We start from the raw sequence: 21,810 nt of genomic DNA, 5'->3' as shown, positions 1-21,810 counted from the left end.
AAATCTCCGTTCGATCTCACCGGCAAGGTCGCAATCGTATCGTCATCGACGACTGCGTGCCCACCCACGCGATGCAGCTAGCGTTCCGCCAACGCCTTCTCGGTCGCGCGCGCGACGATCAGGGCGGAGCGCTCGTCGAGGTGGACGCCATCGGCCCAGCGCAGCTCCGAGAGTGGTGCGTCGATCGCCAGCCATGCGCCTTGATCCGGGAAGGCGTCTTGCACGATCGTCCTGGTCGCCCTGACGGAGCTCGTCGCTTCGATCTCCGGCGAGAACGGAACGGCGATCAGAAAAGCGCGCCCGCCGCGGCGCTCGATCTCGCCGATGAGTTGTTTGATGAGCGTCGCATTGTCCTTGGCGCGGGCAGACGGCTCCTCCGCGTTCATCTCCCCTACGGCGCGCTCGACATAGACGTGGTTGTCGAAGCCGGAGGGCGACTGGCTCAGCAGGTCCTGGCGCTCGGCGCGCGCCTTCGCGGCATCCGGCGGCGCGTGATTAAGGGTCTCAAACGCCGCGATCGCCGTTCGCACCGGACGGAGAAACAACGCGCCCGCCCGTTCGGCACCGGTGAACCGTTCAACCAGCGCGCCGTCGACGGCGCGCGAGAGAACGTTGGTCTCGATCAGGATGATTTTCGGCAGGCGCGGTTGCTTCGCGACGATCTCGAGGCCGGTCACTGGAGAGCCGCCGGCCAGCGCAAGATTGCGTACGCGGGGACGTGAGAAATATTCCTCCTTGAGACGCCAGGTGACCGAGCTGCCGACCAGCACGACGTCAGGCACGGGCTCCCTCACATAACGGTTGAGGGTGATGAGGCTGCCGTCACGGGTCGTGACCGCCGGCTGCTGAAGCGCCGCGCCGATCCATGCCGTCGCAAGACCGCAGGCCAACAGCAGCGCCGCCGCTGTAGCGGCGCATCGAACCAGCCATGGAAGTGGCGAGGTCCGCGGCATGATCAGAACTGGAAATAGATGAAGGCGGCGTCAGGGCCCGCCTCGAGAAAAGCAAGGGCCGCGAGCGCGCCATAGAGATAGGGCTCCCATCGTCGCAGTCGGCCCTCGACGATCGCGCCGATACCGAGATGCTGGATGATCACGGGAAGGCTGTAGAGCAGGGCCAGATTGTAGAACAGCTTCGTCGGATTGGGATTGGTCGTCGGCGTGAACATGCCCTGGAGATAGCCGAGCGCGTGATCGAAGTTCGGCAGCTTGAAGAAGATCCAGAGCATCGTCACGCACAGGAATACGATGCCCATGCGGAGCAGCCGCGTGAGTGGTCCGGCCTTGTCCAGCACTTTCAGAAACGGCCGCTCGATGACGAGCAGAAGCCCGTGCAGCATGCCCCACAGCGCGTAGCTCAGGCTCGCGCCGTGCCAGAGTCCGCCGAGCATCATCACGATCATCAGGTTGAGACAGGTTCGCACCACGCCCTTTCGGTTGCCGCCCAGCGGGATGTAGAGATAGGTCTTGAGCCAATTGGACAGCGAAATGTGCCAGCGCGTCCAGAATTCGGAGAACGAGGCCGAGATGTAGGGCAGGTCGAAATTGACCGGCAGGCGGTATCCGAACAAAAGCCCGAGGCCGAGCGCGATCGCCGAATAACCGAAGAAGTCGGCATAGATCTGGTAACTGTACAAGAACACCAGCAGCCAGCGGTCCTGCGTGCGCACCGTCTCATAGAGCGGAAAGTCCATATAGGATGTCATCTCGTTGAGGTTGTTCGCCACATAGAGCTTGAAGAAATAGCCGGTCAGGATCCATTTGGCCGCCTCCACGAAGGCGACGTCGGCGAGGTGCTTGGGCGCGATCTGCGGCATGAACTGGCCCGCGCGCGTGATCGGGCCGGAGACGAGCTGTGGAAAGAAGATGATGTAGAGGAAGACGTCGCGCAGCGGCGGCGGGCGTTTTTCGCGCGTCAGGTCGACCAGCAGGCTGATGTTGTGGAAGACGAAGAACGAAATGCCGATCGGCAGCGGCAAGCGCAACAGGAAGTCGACCGGCGCGAATCCGATCGGATGAGCCGAGGCCGGGTCGACGAACAGGAACTTGTATTTGAAGAAGGCGAGCAGCCCGAGATTGAAGATGATCCCCGCCGGCATCCACATCGCGCGGTTGTCGAACGCCAGCACCAGGCAGACCCAGGTGCCGAGCACCGCAACGAGCAGCAGCGGCAGGAGCTCCGGCTGGCCGAAGCCGTAGAAGAATACGCTCGCGAGCACGAGGAGCTGGACCTGGAAATGGCGCAAGGGCGGCAAATAGTAGGCGCCGAATACGACCGCGACGAAAACGCCGAACTGAAGAGACGTGAAGGTCATGCCGCCCCGTTTGCCGGTCCCGGCAAGTTACACTTTCGCTCCCGCCGTCCCAGGGAATGATCCGGACCCGAAGGGCCCCGTTAGCGCGATGTGCGAAGCGGTTTTCCGAAAAGATCATGCTCAAACAATGACCTAAAGCGCGATAACGATTCATCCAAATCTCATCGCGCTTTGGCCTTGCGGCGGGGCGGGACAGGCGCTTGCTTCGATGGAACAGGGCGGTCTTGACCTTCCCGTCCCAATCCGCTCCCTTTAGCCGCGACACAATAACCCTCCCGGGATACCGGAATCGCCAAGGTCAACATTCATGTCTTTCGTTCTCGCCATCGATCAGGGCACCACCTCCTCGCGCGCCATCGTGTTTCGCAGCGATATTTCCATCGCGGCGAAGGCGCAGCAGGAGTTTCCGCAGCATTTCCCCGCCTCGGGCTGGGTCGAGCATGAGCCGGAGGACATCTGGACCTCGACCGTGATGGTTTGTCGCGACGCACTCCAGAGCGCCGGCGTCACGGCCAAGGACGTTGCCGCGATAGGCATCACCAACCAGCGCGAGACCACCGTGGTGTGGGACCGCGCCACCGGCCAGGCCGTACACCGCGCCATCGTCTGGCAGGACCGCCGCACTGCCGATGTCTGCTCGAAGCTGAAGGCCGAAGGTCACGAGCCCCGGATCTCAGACAAGACCGGCCTGATCATCGATCCCTATTTCTCCGGCACCAAGGTCGCCTGGATCCTCGACAACGTCCCCGGCGCCCGTGCGCGGGCCGCGCGCGGCGAACTGATGTTCGGCACGGTCGATTGCTACCTGCTCTGGCGGCTCACCGGCGGCAAGGTGCATGCAACGGATGCGACCAACGCCTCGCGCACGCTGCTGTTCAACATCCACACCGGCGAATGGGACGACGAACTGCTCGAGCTCATCGGCGTGCCGCGCTCGATGCTCCCCGAAGTGAAGGATTCTTCCGCCCGTTTCGGCGAGACCACCCCCGACCTGTTCGGCGGCGCGATTCCGATCTGCGGCATCGCCGGCGACCAGCAGGCAGCGACCATCGGCCAGGCCTGCTTCCGCCCGGGCATGATGAAGTCGACCTACGGCACCGGCTGCTTTGCCCTGCTCAACACCGGCACCACGCCGGTGGCCTCGAAGAACAAGCTGCTGACCACCATCGCCTATCAGCTCGGCGGAAAACGCACCTACGCGCTCGAAGGCTCGATCTTCGTTGCCGGCAGCGCGGTGCAATGGCTGCGCGATGGCCTCGGCATCATCAAGCACGCGGCCGAGACCGGCCCGCTCGCCGACCAGTCCGATTCCATGCAGAGCGTCTATCTCGTGCCGGCTTTCGTCGGCATGGGCGCGCCGTACTGGAATCCGCGCGTGCGCGGCGCACTGTTCGGCCTGACCCGCAACACCGGCCCGGCCGAGCTCGCCCATGCCGCGCTGGAAAGCGTCTGCTACCAGACTTTCGATCTCTGGGCCGCGATGCGGGCGGATTGGCCGAGCTCGGAAACGGCGAGCGTGGTCTTGCGCGTCGACGGCGGCATGACCGCCTCGGACTGGACCATGCAGCGTCTTGCCGATCTCCTCGATGCGCCGGTCGACCGCCCGGTGATCCAGGAGACGACGGCGCTGGGTGCCGCCTATCTCGCCGGCCTCAACGCCGGCGTCTATCCCGAGCCGACGCAATTCGCCGACAACTGGCGCCTCGAGCACCGCTTCAAGCCGAGCATGAGCCAGGCGACGCGCGAACGGAAGCTTGCCGGCTGGGCGCGCGCGGTGAAGGGCGTGCTCGCGAGCGACGAGGGAGAGTGAGCGGCGAATGATCCTCCCCGACGGCTATTCGGACGTGCCGAGCGGGAAGATCGCCGCGGTCGTCACGCATCTGGAGATGACCGCGCGGCCGCCGCTGCGTGACGATCCGCTGGGCGCCTGGACGTTGCGCCGAGTCGAGCAACCCGGTCTCGACTGGTTTCGTGCACTCTATGCGCGGGTTGGCGAGGACTGGCTGTGGTTCTCGCGCCTGTGCATGCCGGATGCGGAGCTCGCGGCGATCGTGCAGTCGCCGAGGGTCGAGATCTACGCGCTCGTCGATGATGGCCGCGAAGAAGGCCTGCTCGAGCTCGACTTCCGCGAGGCGGGTCAATGCGAGATCGTGTTCTTTGGCGTCACCGCAAAACTCATCGGCACCGGCGCAGGCCGCTGGCTGATGAACCGCGCGCTCGAACGCGCCTGGTCGCAAGGCGTCAGGCGCGTCTGGGTGCACACCTGCACCTTCGATCACCCCGCGGCGCTCGCCTTCTACCAGCGCTCCGGCTTCCGCGCCTTCTGCCGTCAGATCGAAATCGCCGACGACCCGCGCCTCGATGGCACGGTGCCGCGCACGGCGGCGAGGCATGTGCCGGTCATCGAGTGATCGGTCGAGACCGGATGAGCGCAGCGATATCCGGGAGCTGCTGCAAGACTTTCCCGCATGTCGCTATGCTCTTGCGGGCTACGACGCGCTCAAAACACCTCCTGTGAGCCTCCCGACGGTGCTGTCGTCCATTGAGCCACGCTCGTTGCAGCCGGCGCAATGCTCCCTTTCCAAGATTTTCCTTGTCAGCCGCGCGCATTGGCGATGAACTGGCCGGCCCTGCCGCGCCAACGAGAAAGAGCGCAGACCATGTTCCTGATCGGCCAGTATGATTCCCCCTTCGTCCGCCGTGTCGCGATTGCGTTGAAGCTTTACGGTATCGCCTTCGAGCACAGGCCGTGGTCGACGTTCGGCGATGCCGACAAGATCGCGCCGTACAATCCTTTGCGCCGCGTGCCGACGCTGGTGCTCGACGACGGCGAGGGGCTCATCGAGAGCACGATCATCCTCGACTATCTCGACGATCTCGCCGGGCCAGAGAAAGCGATGCTGCCGCGCGGTGGTATCGATCGGCGGCGGCATTTGCGCATCTGCGCGCTGGCGAGCGGCCTCGGCGACAAGGCAGTCAGCCTGCTCTATGAGCGTGTGTTGCGGAAAGAACAACTCGCGTTGTGGGTCGAGCGCTGCCAGGCGCAAATCGCCGATGTGTTGAAGGTGCTGGAAACCGAGCGCGCGAAAGTAACGACGCCGTACTGGCTGGGGACGCGCATCGGCCACGCCGACGTCGTAGTTGCCTGCGTCGTCCGCTTCACCCGCGAGGCGCACCCGCAGCTGTTCGATCCTGCGCGCTATCCGGCACTCACGGCGCATTCCGAGCTCTGCGAGGCGCTGGCGCCGTTCAAAGAGATCGTCCAGCCGCTCGCGCCGCCCAAGGGGTGAGCGAGCGCAGGTTCGTGGGGTGGGTCAGCGAAGCGTAACCCACCACTTCTCTCAATGCGCGGAAAGCAAAGAGGTGGGTTACGCTGACGCTAAGCCACCCTACGCGCGCCTGGCGAACCCTCCCGCGTCCCGTCAGCGGCCGTAGAGACCGGTCAGGGTAGCCTTTCCGAGCGTATGGAAGTGCAGATCGAAACCGACCAGTGCCGCGGATGCTGAATGGTCCTTGGCGTTCGGAAGCTTATCGACGTCAACGGCGAATACGGTGATCTGATAGCGGTGCGGCTTGTCGCCGGGCGGCGGGCATGGTCCGCCATAGCCGTCGCTGCCGAAGTCAGTGCGGCTCTGGATCGCCCCTTTCGGCATCAGCTTCTTCTTTGGATCGCCGGCCCCCTTGGGAAGCGCAGTGACGGATGGCGGAAGATTGAAGACGACCCAATGCCACCAGCCGCTGCCGGTTGGCGCATCAGGATCATGTATCGCCACGGCGAAGCTCTTGGTGCCCGCCGGAGCACCGCTCCAGCTCAAGGCCGGAGAGGTGTTGTTGCCGGTACAGCCGAAGCCTTTGAATATATGTTCGCCGGCAATCGTGGCGCCTTCGCTGATGTCCGGGCTGCTCAGCGTGAGGCTCTGCGCACCAGCTTCGCCCGCATGAAGCAGGAGCACACAAGCTGCTGCAAATGAGAATGCAAACCTTGTCATCGGAAGCACCCCTTCAACAATGAGCTCAGAGATCGCAAAGTAGCGCCCGAGGAACCTGGTTTCAATCAGTCTGCGCCGTTGCTCTCGATGCTGCGGCGCGGGTCCATCCGGCGCAGTTCGCAATAATGACATATTACCGGTGATTTGCCCGACGAGTCAAGTCATTTCGGGAAATGCGTAGTTGGTCGGCCCCGCAATTTTCTACTTTGCATGGGGTTGTTTTTCACTTTTTTGGTCTGGGAGGTGTCGGCGCATCTCTATCTGCGACCATCACCCGGCGATCATGATGGTCGGCACCCTGTTCACCACAACGTCGTCCCGGCCTCGTGCGCAATTGCGCACGGGGGCCGGGACCCATTACCCCAGGGAGGAGTTTGGCGAAGTAGCTCGGTACTCCGACCGCCGCGGTCGATAGATCCCGCGGTATGGGTCCTGGCTTTCGCCAGGACGACAGCGGAGATGTGGTGCGCTTACCCCGCTCCCGCGCGCTTCTTCTGCCAGACGAGATGTACCGCACAGGTGCAGCCCGGCGGATGCGAGGCGAGGTCATTTGACGTCTCGTCGTTCGCGGGCGTTGCCGCGAAGGCCTTGTTAGTCTCCTGCTGCGCCGGGATGTAGTTCAAAATCGGCGCCAGCCAGCGCTCGACCTCGGCAACGCTCATGTCCTTGCGTGCCGCATAATCCTCGACCTGGTCGCGCTCAATCTTGCCGACGCCGAAATAATAGCTCTCGGGATTCGCAAAATAGAGCCCGCTCACGCTACTGCCCGGCCACATCGCAAAGCTCTCGGTCAGCTTCACGCCGGCGGTGTTCTCCGCATCGAGCAGGGCGAACAGCGTCTTCTTCTCGGTGTGGTCGGGTTGCGCTGGATAGCCGGGGGCAGGGCGGATGCCCTGATATTTTTCGAGGATCAGCTCCTCGTTGGAGAGTTTCTCGTCCGGCGCATAGGCCCAGAACTCGCGGCGGACGCGGGCGTGCATGCGCTCGGCAAAGGCTTCGGCGAGGCGATCGGCCAGCGCCTTGCACAGGATCGAGGAGTAATCGTCATTGGCCTTCTTGAAGTGGTCGGCGACCGCATCCTCGCCAATGCCGGCGGTGACGACGAAGCCACCGATGTAGTCCGGCACGCCCGACCCCGCAGGCGCAACGAAGTCGGACAGCGCCGCGTTGAATCGGCCCTCGCGCTTCTCGAGCTGCTGGCGCAGCGTGTGCAGCGTCGCGATCTTCTTCGTCCGGCTCTCGTCGGCGTAGAGCACGACGTCATCGCCTTGCGCGTTCGCCGGCCAGAAGCCGATCGTGGCGCGCGCCCGGAACCATTTTTGCTTGACGATGAGGTCGAGCATCTTGCGCGCGTCGTCATAGAGCGAGCGCGCGACCTCGCCCACCTTGGGGTCGTCGAGGATCGCGGGGAAGCGGCCGGCGAGCTCCCAGGTCTGGAAGAACGGCGTCCAGTCGATGGAGTCGACGAGCTCGGCGAGGTCGTAGTCGTCGAACGTCTTCGTGCCGAGGAAGGTCGGCTTCACCGGCTTTGTCGCGACGAAATCGACCGGCACGCGGTTGGCGCGGGCATCCGTGAGCTTCAGGCGCTTCTTGTCGGCCTGCGCGCGCAGATGCGCCTCCGAAATTCTTGCGTATTCGGCGCGCACTTCGGCGGCATAGGTCTCGCGTTTCTCGGGCGAGAGCAGCGAGGAGGCGACGCCGACGGCGCGGCTTGCGTCGTTGACATGCACGACGGGGCCGGCCCTGTAGTTCGGGTCGATCTTGACGGCCGTGTGCACGCGGCTGGTCGTGGCGCCGCCGATCAGCAGCGGCAGCTTCAAGCCTTCGCGCTGCAATTCGCCGGCGAAGAACGCCATCTCGTCGAGCGAGGGCGTGATCAGGCCGGACAGGCCGACGATGTCGGCCTTCTCCGCCTTCACGGTCTCGACGATCTTTGCGGCCGGCACCATCACGCCGAGGTCGATGACCTCAAAATTGTTGCACTGGAGCACGATGCCGACGATGTTCTTGCCGATGTCGTGGACGTCGCCCTTCACGGTCGCGAGCACGATCTTGCCCGCGGACGAGTTGGTATCGCCGCCGATGCCGCTCGCGAGGTTGCGCGCCTTCTCCTCCTCCATGAACGGCATCAGCCAGGCGACCGCCTGCTTCATCACGCGCGCCGATTTCACGACCTGCGGCAAAAACATCTTGCCGTCGCCGAAGAGATCGCCGACCACGTTCATGCCGGCCATCAACGGGCCTTCGATCACGTCGAGCGGGCGCGAGGACGCCTTGCGGGCTTCTTCGGTATCCTGCTCGATGAACTCGGTGATGCCATGCACGAGGGCGTGCGACAGGCGCTTCTCGACCGGCCATTCGCGCCAGGCGAGATCGGCTTCCTTGCTCTCGGTCTTCTTGCCGCGAAATTTTTCGGCAAGCGCGAGCAGCCGCTCGGACGCGCCGGGATCGCGATTGAGGACCACGTCCTCGCAAACCTGGCGCAGCTCCGGATCGATGTCGTCATAGACGATCATTTGCCCGGCATTGACGATGCCCATGTCCATGCCGGCCTCGATGGCATGATACAGGAACACCGAATGCATGGCCTCGCGCACCGGCTCGTTGCCGCGGAACGAGAAGGACAGGTTGGAGACACCGCCCGAGATGTGCGCGCCCGGTAGATTTTGGCGGATCCAGCGCGTCGCCTCGATGAAGTCGACGCCGTAATTGTTGTGCTCCTCGATGCCCGTCGCGATCGCAAAGATGTTGGGATCGAAGATGATGTCTTCGGGCGGGAAACCGATGCGGTTCACCAGGATGTCGTAGGCGCGCTTGCAGATCTCGGTCTTGCGCGCGAACGTATCGGCCTGGCCGACCTCGTCGAATGCCATCACCACGACAGCCGCGCCGTGGCGCCGCGCGATCTTGGCTTCAAGGATGAACTTCTCCTCGCCTTCCTTCATCGAGATCGAGTTGACGACCGGCTTGCCCTGCACGCATTTCAGCCCGGCCTCGATGACCGAGAATTTCGAGGAGTCGACCATCACGGGCACGCGGGCGATGTCGGGCTCGGCGGCGACGAGGTTGAGGAAGGTCCGCATCGCGGCTTCCGAGTCCAGAAGACCCTCGTCCATGTTGACGTCGATAACTACCGCGCCGTTCTCGACCTGATCGCGCGCGACCTGGAGCGCGGCCGTGTAGTCGCCGGCCGTGATCAATTTACGGAAGCGGGCCGAGCCCGTGACGTTGGTGCGCTCGCCGACGTTGACGAAGGGGATCGCATCCGTCAGCACGAACGGCTCGAGGCCGGAGAGCCTTAAGCGCGGCTCGATCGCCGGCACAAGGCGCGGCTTGTGCGGCGCCACCGCAGCCGCAATCGCCGCGATGTGCTCCGGCGTGGTGCCGCAGCAGCCACCGACGATGTTGACGAGACCATCACGCGCGAACTCGCCGACCAGGCGGGCCATATATTCCGGCGTCTCGTCATACTGGCCGAACTCGTTGGGCAGGCCGGCATTGGGATAGGCACACACAAGGGTGTCGGCGACGCGGCCAATGTCCGCGATATGCGCGCGCAGGTCTTCCGCGCCGAGCGCGCAGTTGAAGCCGATGGTGATGGGCTTTGCGTGCCGCACCGAATTCCAGAACGCCTCCGGCATCTGTCCCGACAGCAGGCGGCCGGACTTGTCGGTGATGGTGCCTGAGACCATCACGGGCATGTCGATGCCGCGTTCTTCCGTGATCTCGGCGATCGCATAGAGCGCGGCCTTGGCGTTCAGCGTGTCGAAGATGGTCTCGACCAGCAAGAGGTCGACGCCGCCGTCGATGAGGCCCCGGATCTGCTCGCCGTAGGACTCGCGCAGGTCGTCGAAGGTGACGGCGCGGTAGCCGGGGTTTGCGACATCAGGCGAGATCGAGGCGGTGCGGTTGGTGGGACCGATGGCGCCGGCGACGAAGCGCGGCTTGCCGTCCTCGGCCTCAACACGTTTGGCGGCGTTGCCGGCGAGGCGGGCGCCTTCGCGCGCCATCTCGTAGACGATTTCGGCGAGGTCGTAATCGGCCTGCGCGATCGATGTCGTGGAGAAGGTGTTGGTCGCAACGATGTCGGCGCCGGCGCGCAAATAGGCGGCGTGGATGTCCTCGATCGCCTGCGGCTGGGTGAGGATCAACAGGTCGTTGTTGCCACGGAGGTCCCGGTGAAAATTCTTGAAGCGCTCGCCGCGGAAGGCGGCCTCGTCGAACTGCAGGCCCTGGATCATCGTGCCCATGGCGCCGTCGAGCACCAGAATGCGCTCGCGCGCGGCGGCGAGCAGGGCAGTACGCTTCGGGGAAACGGTCACGGTCATCGGTTACGCCGCCTTCTGCGCGCTCTTGGCGCGAATGCCGAGCAAATGGCTGATCGCGAACACGAGATCGGCGCGGTTCATGGTGTAGAAATGGAAGGTGTCGACGCCGTGCTTGGCGAGCTTGTGCACCTGGCCGGCGGCGACCGTCGCTGCGACGAGCTTGCGCGTTTCCGGATCGTCGTCGAGCCCGTCGAACTTCTCCGCGAGCCAGTTCGGCACGCTGGTGCCGGCGCGGGTAACGAAATTGCGGGCCTGCTTGAAATTGTGCATGGGCATGATGCCCGGCACGATCGGAATCTCGATGCCGCGAGCGCGGACGCGGTCGAGATAGCGGAAGTAGAGGTCGTTATCGAAGAACACCTGCGTGATCGCGCGCGTCGCGCCCGCATCGACCTTGGCCTTCAGCGTGTCGATGTCGGCGTCGAAGTCACGCGCTTCGGGGTGCTTCTCGGGATAGGCCGAGACTGAAACCTCGATGTCGGCATGGCGCTTCTTGATGCCGGCAACGAGCTCGGCCGAACTCTGGTATCCGTCGGGATGGGTGGAGTAGGGCGTACCGATGCCGCCGGGCGGGTCACCGCGCAGGCCGACGATGTGGCGGACGCCCACCTCGTGATAGCGGTCGACGATCTCGTCGATCTCGCCGCGCGAGGCGCCGACGCAGGTGAGGTGCGCGGCCGGCAACAGCGACGTCTCCTTCAGGATGCGGGCGATGGTGGCGTGGGTGCGCTCACGGGTCGAGCCGCCCGCGCCATAGGTCACCGAGACGAATTTCGGCTCGAGCGGGGCGAGGCGATTGATGGTCTCCCACAGGTTCTTCTCCATCTCCTCGGTCTTGGGCGGAAAGAACTCGAAGGAGATCGCCGGACGCTTGGCGAGGTGCCCGTCTTGCCCATTGTCTTGCCCGTTACGGGCAGGCGTCGTCGGCTCGGTCATGGCACCACTCACTCCAGATCTCTTCGCACCTGCGGCAGATTTAGCTTGGGAAGCGCTAAGATAGGCCAAACGGGATCTTCTCGACAGCCCATCGGTGATGGGAAATCGCCCACTATTGCTCACTGAACCGACATTTTTGTGCCAAAGCCAATTGAGGTGGGAAGTCGGTAAAATCTATAAATGCACACGCTTTCAACGAGTTATATGATGTTTAAGATTTTCAGATCTTGATAAGCTCGGTGGGCAGTGTGAATCGCTGATGATTGAGGCTTGCGATATCCCACCGGCTTCGAGCAAATCCCCCCGGCCGTCTCGCCCTAGCACACGTCAGCTCTGCTCCTGCCGGCCATTGCCGCCCCGCCGCTGCGCACTACTTTGAACCGGCCATGATTCCGCTCTCCGTCCTCGATCTCTCCGTCGTCACGTCCGGCACGAAGCCGGCAGCGGCGCTGCGCAACAGCATCAATCTCGCGCGCCATGTCGATCAGCTCGGCTATGTCCGCTACTGGCTCGCCGAGCACCACAACCTTGCTTCCGTCGCGAGCCCCGCGCCTGACGTCATGATCGGGCAGATCGCGGCGGTGACGAAGAACATCCGTGTCGGCTCCGGCGGCGTGATGCTGCCCAATCATGCACCGCTGGTGGTCGCCGAACGTTTCAAGATGCTGGAGGCGCTGTTTCCCGGCCGCATCGATCTCGGCCTGGGCCGCGCGCCCGGCACCGATGGCGCCACTGCGTACGCGCTCAGGAGCCGGCTCGACCGCCGCGAGGGCGACGATTTCCTGGAGCGGCTGCATGAATTGATCCTGTGGGAGACGCGCGAATTCCCCTCAGGCCATCCGTACAACAACGTCGTGGCAATGCCCGACGACACGCCCCTGCCGCCGATCTGGCTGCTCGGCTCCAGCGACTATTCGTCGGAATTGGCAGCCCAGGTCGGCATGGGCTTCGCCTTCGCGCATCATTTTGCGAGCCATGATGCGATCGACGCGATGGTGCACTATCGCAACCGTTTCCAGCCGTCGGCCTGGCGCGCGACGCCGCACGCGATTCTCGCGGTGGCAGTCGTCACGGCGGATACCGACGAGGAGGCGGAAAAGCTCGCCTCGTCCTTCGACCTCAATCGCCTGCGCCGCGACCGCGGCCAATATCTGCCGCTGCCGAGCGTGGAGGAGGCGCTTGCCTATCCCTATACGGACGCCGATCGTGCCTCGATCGCCCGCAACCGCTCGCGCCTCTTCGTCGGGAGCCCCGCGACGGTGCAGCAGAAGCTGAAGCCGCTGCTCGACGCGAGCAAGCCGGACGAGCTGATGGTCATCACGGCCGTGTATGACCACGAGGCGCGGAAGAAGTCGTATTCGCTGCTGGCTGATGCGTTCGGGCTAGTGAAGGGAGAGGCGGCGTAGAAGCTATCGTGCCCCGGACGCAGCGCGGCACGGAGTGATGCGCTGCTGAGCCGGGGCCCATCGTGGCCCCTGGGTCCCGGCTCGCGCTTCGCGCGTCCGGGACACGATAGCTACTCCATCTTCTCGCTGAACGTCGCCCGGAACGGATGCCCCGGATACACGCCGACGATGCGGAATTCGCGCGAGAAGAATTTCAACTCCTCGAGCGCGAAGGCAAGGCCCTTGTCGTCGGGATGGCCGTCGACATCGGCGTAGAACTGCGTGGCGAAGAAATTGCCGTCAACCATGTAGCTTTCGAGCTTGGTCATGTTGACGCCATTGGTGGCAAAGCCGCCGAGCGCCTTGTAGAGCGCCGCCGGCAGGTTGCGCACCCGGAATACAAAAGAGGTGACCAGCGGGCCCGAACCCTGCTCGGCCCATTTCGCCTCGCGCGCCAGCACGACGAAGCGCGTGGTGTTGTGGGCCTCGTCCTCGATGTCCTCGGCCAGAATGTCGAGGCCGTAGATCTTTGCGGCAAGCCGCGAGGCGATCGCGGCGACGCTTTTATCCTTGCGCTCGGAAATATCGCGCGCGCTGCCCGCGGTATCGGCCGCCACGATCGGCTTGACGCCGAGCTTGCGGATCATGCGGCGGCACTGGCCGAGCGCGTGCACATGGCTCTCGACGCTCTTGATGTCTTCGAGCCTGGTGCCCTTCACCGCCATCAATTGATGCTGGATCGGCAGGAACCACTCGCCGATGATGAAGAGGCCGGAGGCCGGCAGCAAATGATGGATGTCGGCGACGCGTCCCGCGACCGAGTTCTCGATCGGGATCATGCCGAGATCGGCCTCGCCCGAGGAGATCGCCGACAGCGCATCCTCGAAGGTCGCGCACGGCATCGGCTCGGCGTCGGGATAGGCCTCGTCGATGGCGATGTGGGAATTGGCCCCAGGCTCGCCCTGGAATGCGATTTTCATCTTGCTCATGTCGGGCCTTGTAACAGCGGCTCAGGATTTGGAAAGGATGCTGCGGGCGGTCTCTAAGTCCGCCGCAGTGTCGACGCCGCGGGGGACGGTATCGACGATGGTGAAGTCGATGCGCATGCCGGCCTCCAGCGCCCGGAGCTGCTCCAGCTTCTCCTGCAATTCCAGCGGCGAGGGCGGCAGCGACACGAACCGCTCCAGCGCCGCGCGGCGATAGGCGTAGAGGCCGATATGGTGGTAACGCGGTCCCTCCCCGGTAGGGGCGGTCGCGCGGGTAAAATATAGCGCGCGCATGCGCCGCCCGCCGAGCGAGGTTCCCACCGCCTTCACCACGCTCGGGGCGAGATCCTCCTCCTCGGTGTGGATCTGCGAGGCCAGCGTCGCGATATCGACGGCGGGGTCAGCCAGCGGAGGCAGCACGTCGCGGATGTTGGCGGTCGAGATGGTCGGGAAATCGCCCTGGAGATTGACCACGATTTCGGCTTTGCCTTCGGGATCGAGCTTCTGCATGGCCTCGTGGATGCGGTCCGACCCCGACGGATGCTCAGGGCGGGTCATTACGGCGACGCCGCCATGCGCGGTGACGACGTCGGCGATCTCCTGGGTGTCGGTTGCGACCGCAACCCGCCCGATCGCGGCCTCTTCGGCCCGCCGCAGCACATGCACGATCATCGGCTGTCCGGCGATGTCCTTCAGCGGCTTACCGGGCAGGCGGGTAGCCGCCATGCGGGCCGGGATCAGCACTAAAATGCGGGGATCGGTCATGGGGTCAAGGGCCTGGAAACGGGGCGTTTTCCGCACCGGGAAATCGGGTGGGGATGGGAGGAAAGCGGGGCCGTTTATACGGGTTGCCAGACCACGGGCAAACCGATATCTCAATGTCAAAACTCGGGGGAACGATAAGGAACATTTGATTCTCCCGAGGCACGTCCTGGCGGCCGCTTGGGGCCGCTTTATCCTTCTTGCGGTGTGGGGCCTGGCCGGAAATGGACTCTTTCGAACTCAACAAGATCCTCGGTGCGATCCTCGGCACCTGCCTCGTCGTCCTGGTGACAAGCTTCACCGCCCAGGCGCTGTTCGCTGCGAAACCGCCGGAGAAGCCCGGTTTTGAGATCGCCGTGAAGGAAGAGGCTGGCCATGGCGCTGAGGGCGGCGCTGCCGCGGCGCCGTCCGAGCCAATCGAGAAGCTGCTCCAGACCGCCTCTGTCGAGAAGGGAGCCTCGGCCGCCAAGAAGTGCGGCGCCTGCCACACCTTCGAGAAGGGCGGCCCGAATCGCGTCGGCCCGAACCTCTTCGGCATCGTCGGCCGCGCCCGCGCGTCCGAGGCCGGCTTCAACTACTCCGCCGCCATGAAGGCCAAGGGCGGCGAGTGGACCATCGACGATCTCAACAAGTTCATTACCAATCCGAAGGGCTTTATCTCGGGCACCGCGATGGGCTTCGCCGGCATTCCGAAGGACTCCGAGCGCGCCGACGTCATTGCCTATCTGAACAGCCTGGCCGATAGCCCGAAGCCGCTGCCGACCGCGGCGAAGTAAGATCGCCAAAAGAATTATGCCGACCTGCGGCCAGGCTCGAAAAGCCTGGCCGTTTCCTTATCTACCGCTAGGCCGCCTCGCAGCGTTGTTATCGGGGCGTTTCGCCGCAGTGAACCGTCCCCTCGGGCTTCCAAGATGAGGAAAAAGCAACACAATCGGTCGAAACCTTGCCGTATATTCGGGCCTTAAAGGGGTAACCTCCTTCCAGACAGGGACGTTCATTTGGCCATTACCCGACGCGATCTTCTGCTAGCCGGCGCTGCGACTGCTGCGCTCCCCGTCCTCGGTTCCGCCGCAGGTGTTCCGATTGTCAGGGCCGCCGAGGCGCAATCGGCCAGTGAGCTGCCCTGGCGCCACGGTCTCTCCCTGTTTGGCGACATCAAATATCCGGCAGACTTCAAGCGCTTCGACTACGTCAATCCGGACGCGCCGAAGGGCGGCGTCGCGCGCATGATCTCGATCGGCACCTTCGACAATTTCAACATTGCGGTCGCCGGCATCAAAGGCGTGATCGCGCCAGCTGCCGGCCTGATCCATGAAACCCTGATGACGCGCGCGCAGGACGAGGTGGCGACCCAGTACGGTGAGCTTGCCGAAACTGCCCAGCATCCGGGCGATTTTTCCTGGGTGATCTATCGTCTGCGCATGGAAGCCCGCTGGCACGACGGCAAGCCGGTGACGCCTGAGGATGTTATCTTCTCGCTGGAGACTTTGAAGAAGCAGAGCCCGATGTACGGGTCTTACTACCGGCACGTGGTGAAGGCCGAGAAGGTCGGCGAGCGCGACGTGAAGTTCACCTTTGACGGTCCCGGCAACAGGGAACTGCCCACCATCGTCGGCGAGCTCACGGTGCTGCCGAAGCATTGGTGGGAAGGTACCGACGCGCAGGGACGGAAGCGAGACGTCGGCGCGACGACGCTCGAGATTCCGCTCGGCTCAGGTCCATACCGGATCAAGGAATTCGTGGCGGGACGCTCGATCAAGCTCGAACGGGTCAAGGACCATTGGGGCGCGAACTTGCCGAGCCAGATCGGGCAGAACAATTTCGACGAGCTGCGCTTCGAGTTCTTCCGCGACAACATCGTCGCGCTGGAAGCCTTCAAGGCCGATCAGGCCGACTGGATCGCGGAGAATTCCGCCAAGCAATGGGCGACCGCCTACGATTTTCCGGCGGTCACCGAGAAGCGGGTGGTCAAGGAAGAATTTCCGATCAACGACTCCGGCCGCATGCAGGCCTTCGTGGTCAACAGCAGGCGCGACCAGTTCAAAGACGCGCGGGTGCGGCGGGCCTTCAACTATGCTTTCGACTTCGAGGAGATGAACAAGCAGCTCTTCTTCGGTCAGTACAAGCGCATCAACAGCTATTTCGAAGGCACCGAGCTCGCCGCGACGGGCCTGCCTCAGGGTGAGGAATTGCAGATCCTCGAGACCGTGAAGGACAAGGTGCCGCCGGAAGTCTTCACCACGCCTTACCAGAATCCGGTCGGCGGCAATCCGGAAGCGGTGCGCGCCAATTTACGCGAAGCGGCAAAGCTGCTGAAAGAGGCGGGCTTCGAGGTACGCGACCACAAGCTGGTCGACGCCTCGGGCAAGGTTCTGACGGTCGAGATCCTGGTACAGGATCCCTCGTCCGAGCGTATCGCGCTGTTCTACAAGCCGTCGCTGGAGCGGATCGGCGTCAATACGTCGGTTCGTACGGTCGACGACGCGCAGTACCAGAACCGGCTGCGCAGCTTCGATTTCGACATGATCATCGATCAGTGGGGCGAGTCGCTCTCGCCCGGCAACGAGCAGCGCGAGTTCTGGGGATCGCAGACGGCCGACGTGCCGGGGGCGCGCAACACCATCGGCATCAAGAACCCGGCCGTGGATGCATTGATTGAGAAAGTGATCTTCGCCAAGGACCGCGCCGGTCTCGTCGCCGCAACGCGTGCGCTCGATCGCGTGCTGCTGTGGAATTTCTACGTCGTGCCCCAGTTTACCTATCCATTCTCGCGCTACGCCCGATGGGACCGCTTCAGCCATGCCGAGCCGCTGCCGAAATATGGCAGGTCAGGCCTGCCGACGCTATGGTGGTACGACGCCGAGAAGGCCGCCCGAATCGGAAAACGCTCTTGAGAAAGCTTTCGCGCATGGCGCAGCTTTCACGCCGGCATGTGCTGGCCTTCGGCGCTGGCGGTGCCTTAAGTGCGTCGCTGAGCCCGTCCTGGCTGCGCCGCGCGCAGGCATCCGAGGAGCCGGCCGAAATTCCGGCCGAGATGCACGGCATCTCGGCGTTCGGCGATCTCAAATATGCTGCCGACTTCCACCATTTCGACTACGTCAATGTCGATGCACCGAAGGGAGGCACGCTCTCGCTCATCCCGGCTGTGCGCGCCTACAATCAATCCTTCTTCACGTTCAGCTCGCTCAATGCCTTCATCCTCAAGGGCGAGGGTGCGCAGGGCATGGATCTGACCTTCGTCTCGCTGATGGCGCATGCCGGCGATGAGCCGGATGCGATGTACGGCTATGCCGCCAAATCGGTGCAGATCTCCCCAGACAAGCTCGCCTACCGCTTCACGATTCGGCCCGAGGCGCGGTTTCACGACGGCTCGAAGTTGACCGCGCATGATGTCGCTTTCTCCATCAATACGCTGAAGGAGAAGGGCCATCCGTTGGTCCAGTTGCAGATGCGCGACGTCAAGGGCGCCGGGGCGCTCGATGACGCCACCGTGGTGGTGAATTTCGCCGAGAAGCGCGCGCGCGACGTGCCGCTCTATGCGGCTGGCTTGCCGATCTTCTCGAAGGCCTATTACGCGACGAGGCCGTTCGAGGAATCGACGACGGATGTCCCGCTGGGGTCGGGCCCGTACAAGGTCGGGAAGTTCGAAATCAATCGCTACATCGAGTTCGAGCGGGTGAAGGACTGGTGGGCTGCCGACCTGCCGGTCTGTCGCGGCAGCAACAATTTCGACGTGATCCGCTACGAGTACTACCGCGATCGCGACGTCGCGTTCGAGGGCTTTACCGGCAAGAATTACCTCTATCGCGAGGAATTCACCTCGCGCATCTGGGCGACGCGCTACGATTTTCCGGCCATCAAGGACGGCCGCGTCAAGCGCGAACAGGTGCCGGACCGAACGCCTTCGGGCGGCCAAGGCTGGTTCATCAACACCCGCCGCGACAAGTTCAAGGACGTGAAAGTCCGCGACGCCATGAATTGCGCGTTTGACTTCGAGTGGACCAACAAGACCATCATGTACGGCGCCTATGCGCGCACAATCTCGCCGTTCCAGAACTCGGATCTCGTTGCGCAGGGCGTGCCCTCGCCAGAGGAGTTGAAGCTGCTCGAGCCGTTCCGCGGCCAGGTCCCCGACGAAGTGTTCGGCGAGCCCTTCGTTCCGCCGGCGACGGACGGTTCAGGACAGGACCGCGCGCTGCTGCGCAAGGCGCAGCAGTTGCTGCAGGAGGCAAAGGTGCCGATCAAGGATGGCAAGCGTCTGCTGCCGAATGGCGACGTCTTTACCGTCGAATTCCTGATCGACGAGCCGTCGTTCCAGCCGCATCACGCGTCCTTCATCAAAAACCTGAACACGCTCGGGATCGAGGCAAGTCTGCGCGTCGTCGATGCCGTCCAGCATCGTGCGCGGGTCGAAGCGTTCGATTTCGACGTCGCGATCGAGCGCATCAGCATGACGCCGACACCCGGTGACAGCCTGCGGACCTACTTCACTTCGCAGGCCGCAGCCACGAAAGGATCCCATAATCTGGCCGGCGTCACCAATCCTGCGATCGACGCGTTGGTGGAGAAAGCGATGGCGGCCGAGACGCGCAAGGATCTGACGGTCGCATGCCGCGCGATCGATCGCGTCTTTCGCGCCGGGCGCTATTGGGTGCCGCAATGGAACAACACCAGCCACCGGCTGGCCTATTGGGACATGTTCGATCACCCGAAGGAGTTGCCGCGCTACCAGTTGAGTGACTATTCCAGCGACGTCGGCGAGCGGACCCTGTGGTGGTTCGACGCCGCCAAGGCCGCCAAGCTCGATCAGGCGAAGTAGCTCATGAGCGCCTATATCGCCCGCCGTATTCTCCTGATGATCCCGACGCTGCTCGGGATTCTCTTCATTTCCTTCGTGGTGGTGCAATTCGCGCCGGGCGGCCCGGTGGAGCGCGTGATCGCGCAGCTCTCCGGCGCCGACACCGGCGGCACCTCGCGCATCTCGGGCGGTGGCGACTTCGCCCAGCGTGCGCCGGGACAGGTTGGCGCCGGTGCCGACGCCGTCAACTCGAAATACCGCGGCGCGCAGGGGCTCGATCCCGAGTTCATCAAGAAGCTGGAGCAGCAGTTCGGCTTCGACAAGCCTGCGCCCGAGCGATTCCTGCTGATGGTCTGGAATTTCGCGCGGTTCGATTTTGGCATGAGCTATTTCCGCACCGTCAGCGTCATTCAGCTCATCAAGGAGAAACTGCCGGTCTCGATCTCGCTCGGCATCTGGCTGATGCTGATAACGTATCTGATCTCGATCCCGCTCGGCATTCGGAAGGCGGTCAAGGACGGCGCGCGATTCGACACCTGGACCTCGGCGGTGATCGTGCTCGGCTACGCGATTCCCGGCTTCCTGTTCGCGATCCTCCTGATCATCCTGTTCGCCGGCGGCTCGTTCTTCAATTGGTTCCCGCTGCGCGGGCTGACGTCGGACGGCTGGTCGCAATTTCCCTGGTACTGGAAGATCCTCGATTATTTCTGGCACCTGACCTTGCCGCTGATCTCAATGGCACTCGGTGCGTTCGCGACCATGACGTTCCTCACCAAGAACTCGTTCCTGGACGAGATCCGAAAGCAATACGTCATGACCGCGCGGGCCAAGGGATGTAGCGAGCGCCAGGTGCTCTACGGCCACATCTTCCGCAACGCCATGCTGATCGTGATCGCTGGGTTCCCCGGCGCCTTTATCGGCGCCTTCTTCTCCGGCTCGCTCCTGATCGAGACCATCTTCTCGCTGGATGGGCTCGGGCTGCTCGGTTTCGAAAGCGTTCTCAACCGTGATTATCCCGTCGTGTTCGGCACGCTCTATATCTTTTCGTTGATGGGGCTCGTGGTTAATCTGATCTCCGATCTCACCTATATGTGGATCGATCCCCGGATCGATTTCGAGGCGCGGGAGGTCTGATGTCGGTCACGGCGCCCACACCTATCGAGACCAAGCCAAAATTGCCGGCCGGCGAGGCGGCGCCGTCGCCGCGCAAGGCCTTCGAGCCATCGCCGCTCAATCGCCGGCGCTGGCAGAACTTCAAGGCGAACAGGCGCGGCTACTGGTCGTTCTGGATTTTCATGGTCCTGTTCGTGGTCTCGCTGTTCGCCGAACTGATCGCCAACGACCGTCCGTTCATGATCAAGTTCGACGGCCGTCTCTACTGGCCCGCCTTCGTCACCTATTCGGAGACCACCTTCGGCGGCGACTTCGAGACCGCGGCCGACTATCGCGATCCCTACTTGCAGAAGCTGATCAAGGACAAGGGCGGCCTGATCGTCTGGCCGCTCATCCGCTATTCCTACGACACGCACAATCTCGATTTGCCGACGCCCGCACCGTCGCCGCCGACCTGGATGCTGACGGAGGCGCAATGCAAGCCGGTGGTGGAGAAGAAGGGCCTGAAGAGCTGCCGTGATCTCGAATACAACTGGCTCGGCACCGACGACCAGGGCCGCGACGTGGTCGCGCGGCTGATCTACGGCTTCCGCATCTCGGTGCTGTTCGGCCTGACGCTGACCATCGTCTCCTCCGTCATCGGCATCATCGCCGGCGGCGTGCAGGGCTATTTCGGCGGCTGGATCGATCTGTTCTTCCAGCGCTTCATCGAGATCTGGAACGCCATACCCTATCTCTATCTGCTGCTCATCATATCGGCGGTGCTCCCGCCGGGCTTCTTCATCCTGCTCGGCATCATGGTGCTGTTTCACTGGGTGGCGCTGGTCGGCCTCGTGCGCGCGGAGTTCTTGCGCGGGCGCAATTTCGAATACATCCAGGCGGCGCGGGCGCTCGGGGTGTCCAATGCCGTGATCATGTTCCGCCACCTGCTGCCGAACGCGATGGTGGCGACGATGACGTTCCTGCCGTTCATTGTCTCCTCGTCGGTGATGACGCTGACGGCCCTCGACTTCCTGGGCTTCGGCCTGCCGCCCGGCTCGCCGTCGCTCGGCGAGATGCTGGCGCAGGCCAAGGCCAACGTGCAGGCGCCGTGGCTCGGCTTCTCCGGCTTCTTTGCCGTCGCGATCATGCTGTCGCTCCTGATCTTCACTGGCGAAGCGGTGCGCGACGCCTTCGATCCGCGCAAGACGTTCAGGTAA

Annotated in this window: 16 protein-coding genes; 9 read left to right on the top strand and 7 right to left on the bottom strand. The window is 63.6% G+C overall.

The window, feature by feature from the left end:
• Positions 1-77: 77 nt before the first annotated feature.
• Together NLN62_RS13955 and NLN62_RS13950 are read right to left on the bottom strand one after the other, a co-directional pair.
• Positions 78-953 (bottom strand): hypothetical protein, encoded by an 876-nt coding sequence (locus NLN62_RS13955; RefSeq protein ID WP_254109158.1) that lies wholly within the window; start codon positions 951-953, stop codon positions 78-80.
• A gap of 2 nt (positions 954-955) precedes the next feature.
• Positions 956-2,314, bottom strand: a complete 1,359-nt coding sequence (locus NLN62_RS13950) for an MBOAT family protein (protein WP_254109157.1) — start codon at positions 2,312-2,314, stop codon at positions 956-958.
• A 307-nt stretch (positions 2,315-2,621) separates the two neighbouring features.
• Between NLN62_RS13950 and glpK the strand changes: the two genes are divergently transcribed.
• The 3 genes from glpK (at position 2,622) to NLN62_RS13935 (ending at position 5,604) form a co-directional block, all read left to right on the top strand.
• The gene (glpK, locus tag NLN62_RS13945; RefSeq protein ID WP_254109156.1) at positions 2,622-4,124 is read left to right on the top strand and encodes a glycerol kinase GlpK; all 1,503 of its coding nucleotides are present in this window, start codon (positions 2,622-2,624) and stop codon (positions 4,122-4,124) included.
• Positions 4,125-4,131: 7 nt separating this feature from the next.
• Entirely contained in the window at positions 4,132-4,725 is a 594-nt protein-coding gene (locus tag NLN62_RS13940) for an N-acetyltransferase (protein WP_254109155.1), read from the top strand.
• A 249-nt stretch (positions 4,726-4,974) separates the two neighbouring features.
• The gene (locus tag NLN62_RS13935; RefSeq protein WP_254109154.1) at positions 4,975-5,604 is read left to right on the top strand and encodes a glutathione S-transferase family protein; all 630 of its coding nucleotides are present in this window, start codon (positions 4,975-4,977) and stop codon (positions 5,602-5,604) included.
• A gap of 132 nt (positions 5,605-5,736) precedes the next feature.
• Here the strand turns inward: NLN62_RS13935 and NLN62_RS13930 are convergent, their stop codons facing one another.
• From NLN62_RS13930 to metF, 3 genes are all read right to left on the bottom strand, one after another.
• A complete protein-coding gene (locus tag NLN62_RS13930) occupies positions 5,737-6,303 on the bottom strand; it encodes a YbhB/YbcL family Raf kinase inhibitor-like protein (RefSeq protein ID WP_254109153.1) in 567 nt (188 codons plus the stop codon).
• A 470-nt stretch (positions 6,304-6,773) separates the two neighbouring features.
• Positions 6,774-10,631: a methionine synthase gene (gene metH, locus NLN62_RS13925; RefSeq protein ID WP_254109152.1), complete on the bottom strand. Its 3,858-nt coding sequence runs from the start codon at positions 10,629-10,631 to the stop codon at positions 6,774-6,776.
• 3 nt (positions 10,632-10,634) lie between these two features.
• Positions 10,635-11,567: a methylenetetrahydrofolate reductase [NAD(P)H] gene (gene metF, locus NLN62_RS13920; protein WP_254109151.1), complete on the bottom strand. Its 933-nt coding sequence runs from the start codon at positions 11,565-11,567 to the stop codon at positions 10,635-10,637.
• Between the two features lie 386 nt (positions 11,568-11,953).
• On the opposite strand from metF, the gene NLN62_RS13915 reads away from it, so the two are divergent.
• A complete protein-coding gene (locus NLN62_RS13915) occupies positions 11,954-12,973 on the top strand; it encodes an LLM class flavin-dependent oxidoreductase (protein ID WP_254109150.1) in 1,020 nt (339 codons plus the stop codon).
• Positions 12,974-13,083: 110 nt separating this feature from the next.
• On the opposite strand, the gene NLN62_RS13910 is transcribed toward NLN62_RS13915, so the two are convergent.
• Both NLN62_RS13910 and NLN62_RS13905 read right to left on the bottom strand, forming a co-directional pair.
• Positions 13,084-13,941, bottom strand: a complete 858-nt coding sequence (locus NLN62_RS13910; RefSeq protein ID WP_027521669.1) for a prephenate dehydratase — start codon at positions 13,939-13,941, stop codon at positions 13,084-13,086.
• Between the two features lie 21 nt (positions 13,942-13,962).
• Positions 13,963-14,703 carry a 3-deoxy-manno-octulosonate cytidylyltransferase gene (locus tag NLN62_RS13905; RefSeq protein ID WP_254109149.1) on the bottom strand — a complete coding sequence of 247 codons (741 nt, stop codon included), beginning with the start codon at positions 14,701-14,703 and terminating at the stop codon, positions 13,963-13,965.
• 221 nt (positions 14,704-14,924) lie between these two features.
• Between NLN62_RS13905 and NLN62_RS13900 the strand changes: the two genes are divergently transcribed.
• From NLN62_RS13900 to NLN62_RS13880, 5 genes are all read left to right on the top strand, one after another.
• The gene (locus tag NLN62_RS13900) at positions 14,925-15,476 is read left to right on the top strand and encodes a cytochrome c family protein (protein WP_254109148.1); all 552 of its coding nucleotides are present in this window, start codon (positions 14,925-14,927) and stop codon (positions 15,474-15,476) included.
• Positions 15,477-15,698: 222 nt separating this feature from the next.
• Positions 15,699-17,594 (top strand): extracellular solute-binding protein, encoded by a 1,896-nt coding sequence (locus NLN62_RS13895; protein WP_254109147.1) that lies wholly within the window; start codon positions 15,699-15,701, stop codon positions 17,592-17,594.
• A 14-nt stretch (positions 17,595-17,608) separates the two neighbouring features.
• Positions 17,609-19,519 (top strand): extracellular solute-binding protein, encoded by a 1,911-nt coding sequence (locus NLN62_RS13890; RefSeq protein ID WP_254113485.1) that lies wholly within the window; start codon positions 17,609-17,611, stop codon positions 19,517-19,519.
• Between the two features lie 3 nt (positions 19,520-19,522).
• Complete coding sequence (locus NLN62_RS13885) at positions 19,523-20,632, top strand: microcin C ABC transporter permease YejB (protein WP_254109146.1); 1,110 nt, start codon at positions 19,523-19,525, stop codon at positions 20,630-20,632.
• On the top strand, positions 20,632-21,810 hold the full coding sequence (locus NLN62_RS13880) for an ABC transporter permease (RefSeq protein WP_254109145.1): 1,179 nt from the start codon (positions 20,632-20,634) through the stop codon (positions 21,808-21,810). Before NLN62_RS13885 ends, NLN62_RS13880 begins: the two co-directional genes overlap by 1 nt.

This window comes from Bradyrhizobium sp. CCGUVB23 (assembly GCF_024199885.1).
GTDB lineage: Bacteria > Pseudomonadota > Alphaproteobacteria > Rhizobiales > Xanthobacteraceae > Bradyrhizobium.
This window is presented reverse-complemented; position numbering and strand designations above follow the sequence as displayed.

What these genes read in the sequence shown, in the direction of transcription:
- NLN62_RS13955 (WP_254109158.1), bottom strand. Translation starts at nt 953, where the DNA reads ATGCCGCGGACCTCGCCACTTCCATGGCTGGTTCGATGCGCCGCTACA.
- NLN62_RS13950 (WP_254109157.1), bottom strand. Translation starts at nt 2,314, where the DNA reads ATGACCTTCACGTCTCTTCAGTTCGGCGTTTTCGTCGCGGTCGTATTC.
- glpK (WP_254109156.1), top strand. Translation starts at nt 2,622, where the DNA reads ATGTCTTTCGTTCTCGCCATCGATCAGGGCACCACCTCCTCGCGCGCC.
- NLN62_RS13940 (WP_254109155.1), top strand. Translation starts at nt 4,132, where the DNA reads ATGATCCTCCCCGACGGCTATTCGGACGTGCCGAGCGGGAAGATCGCC.
- NLN62_RS13935 (WP_254109154.1), top strand. Translation starts at nt 4,975, where the DNA reads ATGTTCCTGATCGGCCAGTATGATTCCCCCTTCGTCCGCCGTGTCGCG.
- NLN62_RS13930 (WP_254109153.1), bottom strand. Translation starts at nt 6,303, where the DNA reads ATGACAAGGTTTGCATTCTCATTTGCAGCAGCTTGTGTGCTCCTGCTT.
- metH (WP_254109152.1), bottom strand. Translation starts at nt 10,631, where the DNA reads ATGACCGTGACCGTTTCCCCGAAGCGTACTGCCCTGCTCGCCGCCGCG.
- metF (WP_254109151.1), bottom strand. Translation starts at nt 11,567, where the DNA reads ATGACCGAGCCGACGACGCCTGCCCGTAACGGGCAAGACAATGGGCAA.
- NLN62_RS13915 (WP_254109150.1), top strand. Translation starts at nt 11,954, where the DNA reads ATGATTCCGCTCTCCGTCCTCGATCTCTCCGTCGTCACGTCCGGCACG.
- NLN62_RS13910 (WP_027521669.1), bottom strand. Translation starts at nt 13,941, where the DNA reads ATGAGCAAGATGAAAATCGCATTCCAGGGCGAGCCTGGGGCCAATTCC.
- NLN62_RS13905 (WP_254109149.1), bottom strand. Translation starts at nt 14,703, where the DNA reads ATGACCGATCCCCGCATTTTAGTGCTGATCCCGGCCCGCATGGCGGCT.
- NLN62_RS13900 (WP_254109148.1), top strand. Translation starts at nt 14,925, where the DNA reads ATGGACTCTTTCGAACTCAACAAGATCCTCGGTGCGATCCTCGGCACC.
- NLN62_RS13890 (WP_254113485.1), top strand. Translation starts at nt 17,609, where the DNA reads ATGGCGCAGCTTTCACGCCGGCATGTGCTGGCCTTCGGCGCTGGCGGT.
- NLN62_RS13885 (WP_254109146.1), top strand. Translation starts at nt 19,523, where the DNA reads ATGAGCGCCTATATCGCCCGCCGTATTCTCCTGATGATCCCGACGCTG.
- NLN62_RS13880 (WP_254109145.1), top strand. Translation starts at nt 20,632, where the DNA reads ATGTCGGTCACGGCGCCCACACCTATCGAGACCAAGCCAAAATTGCCG.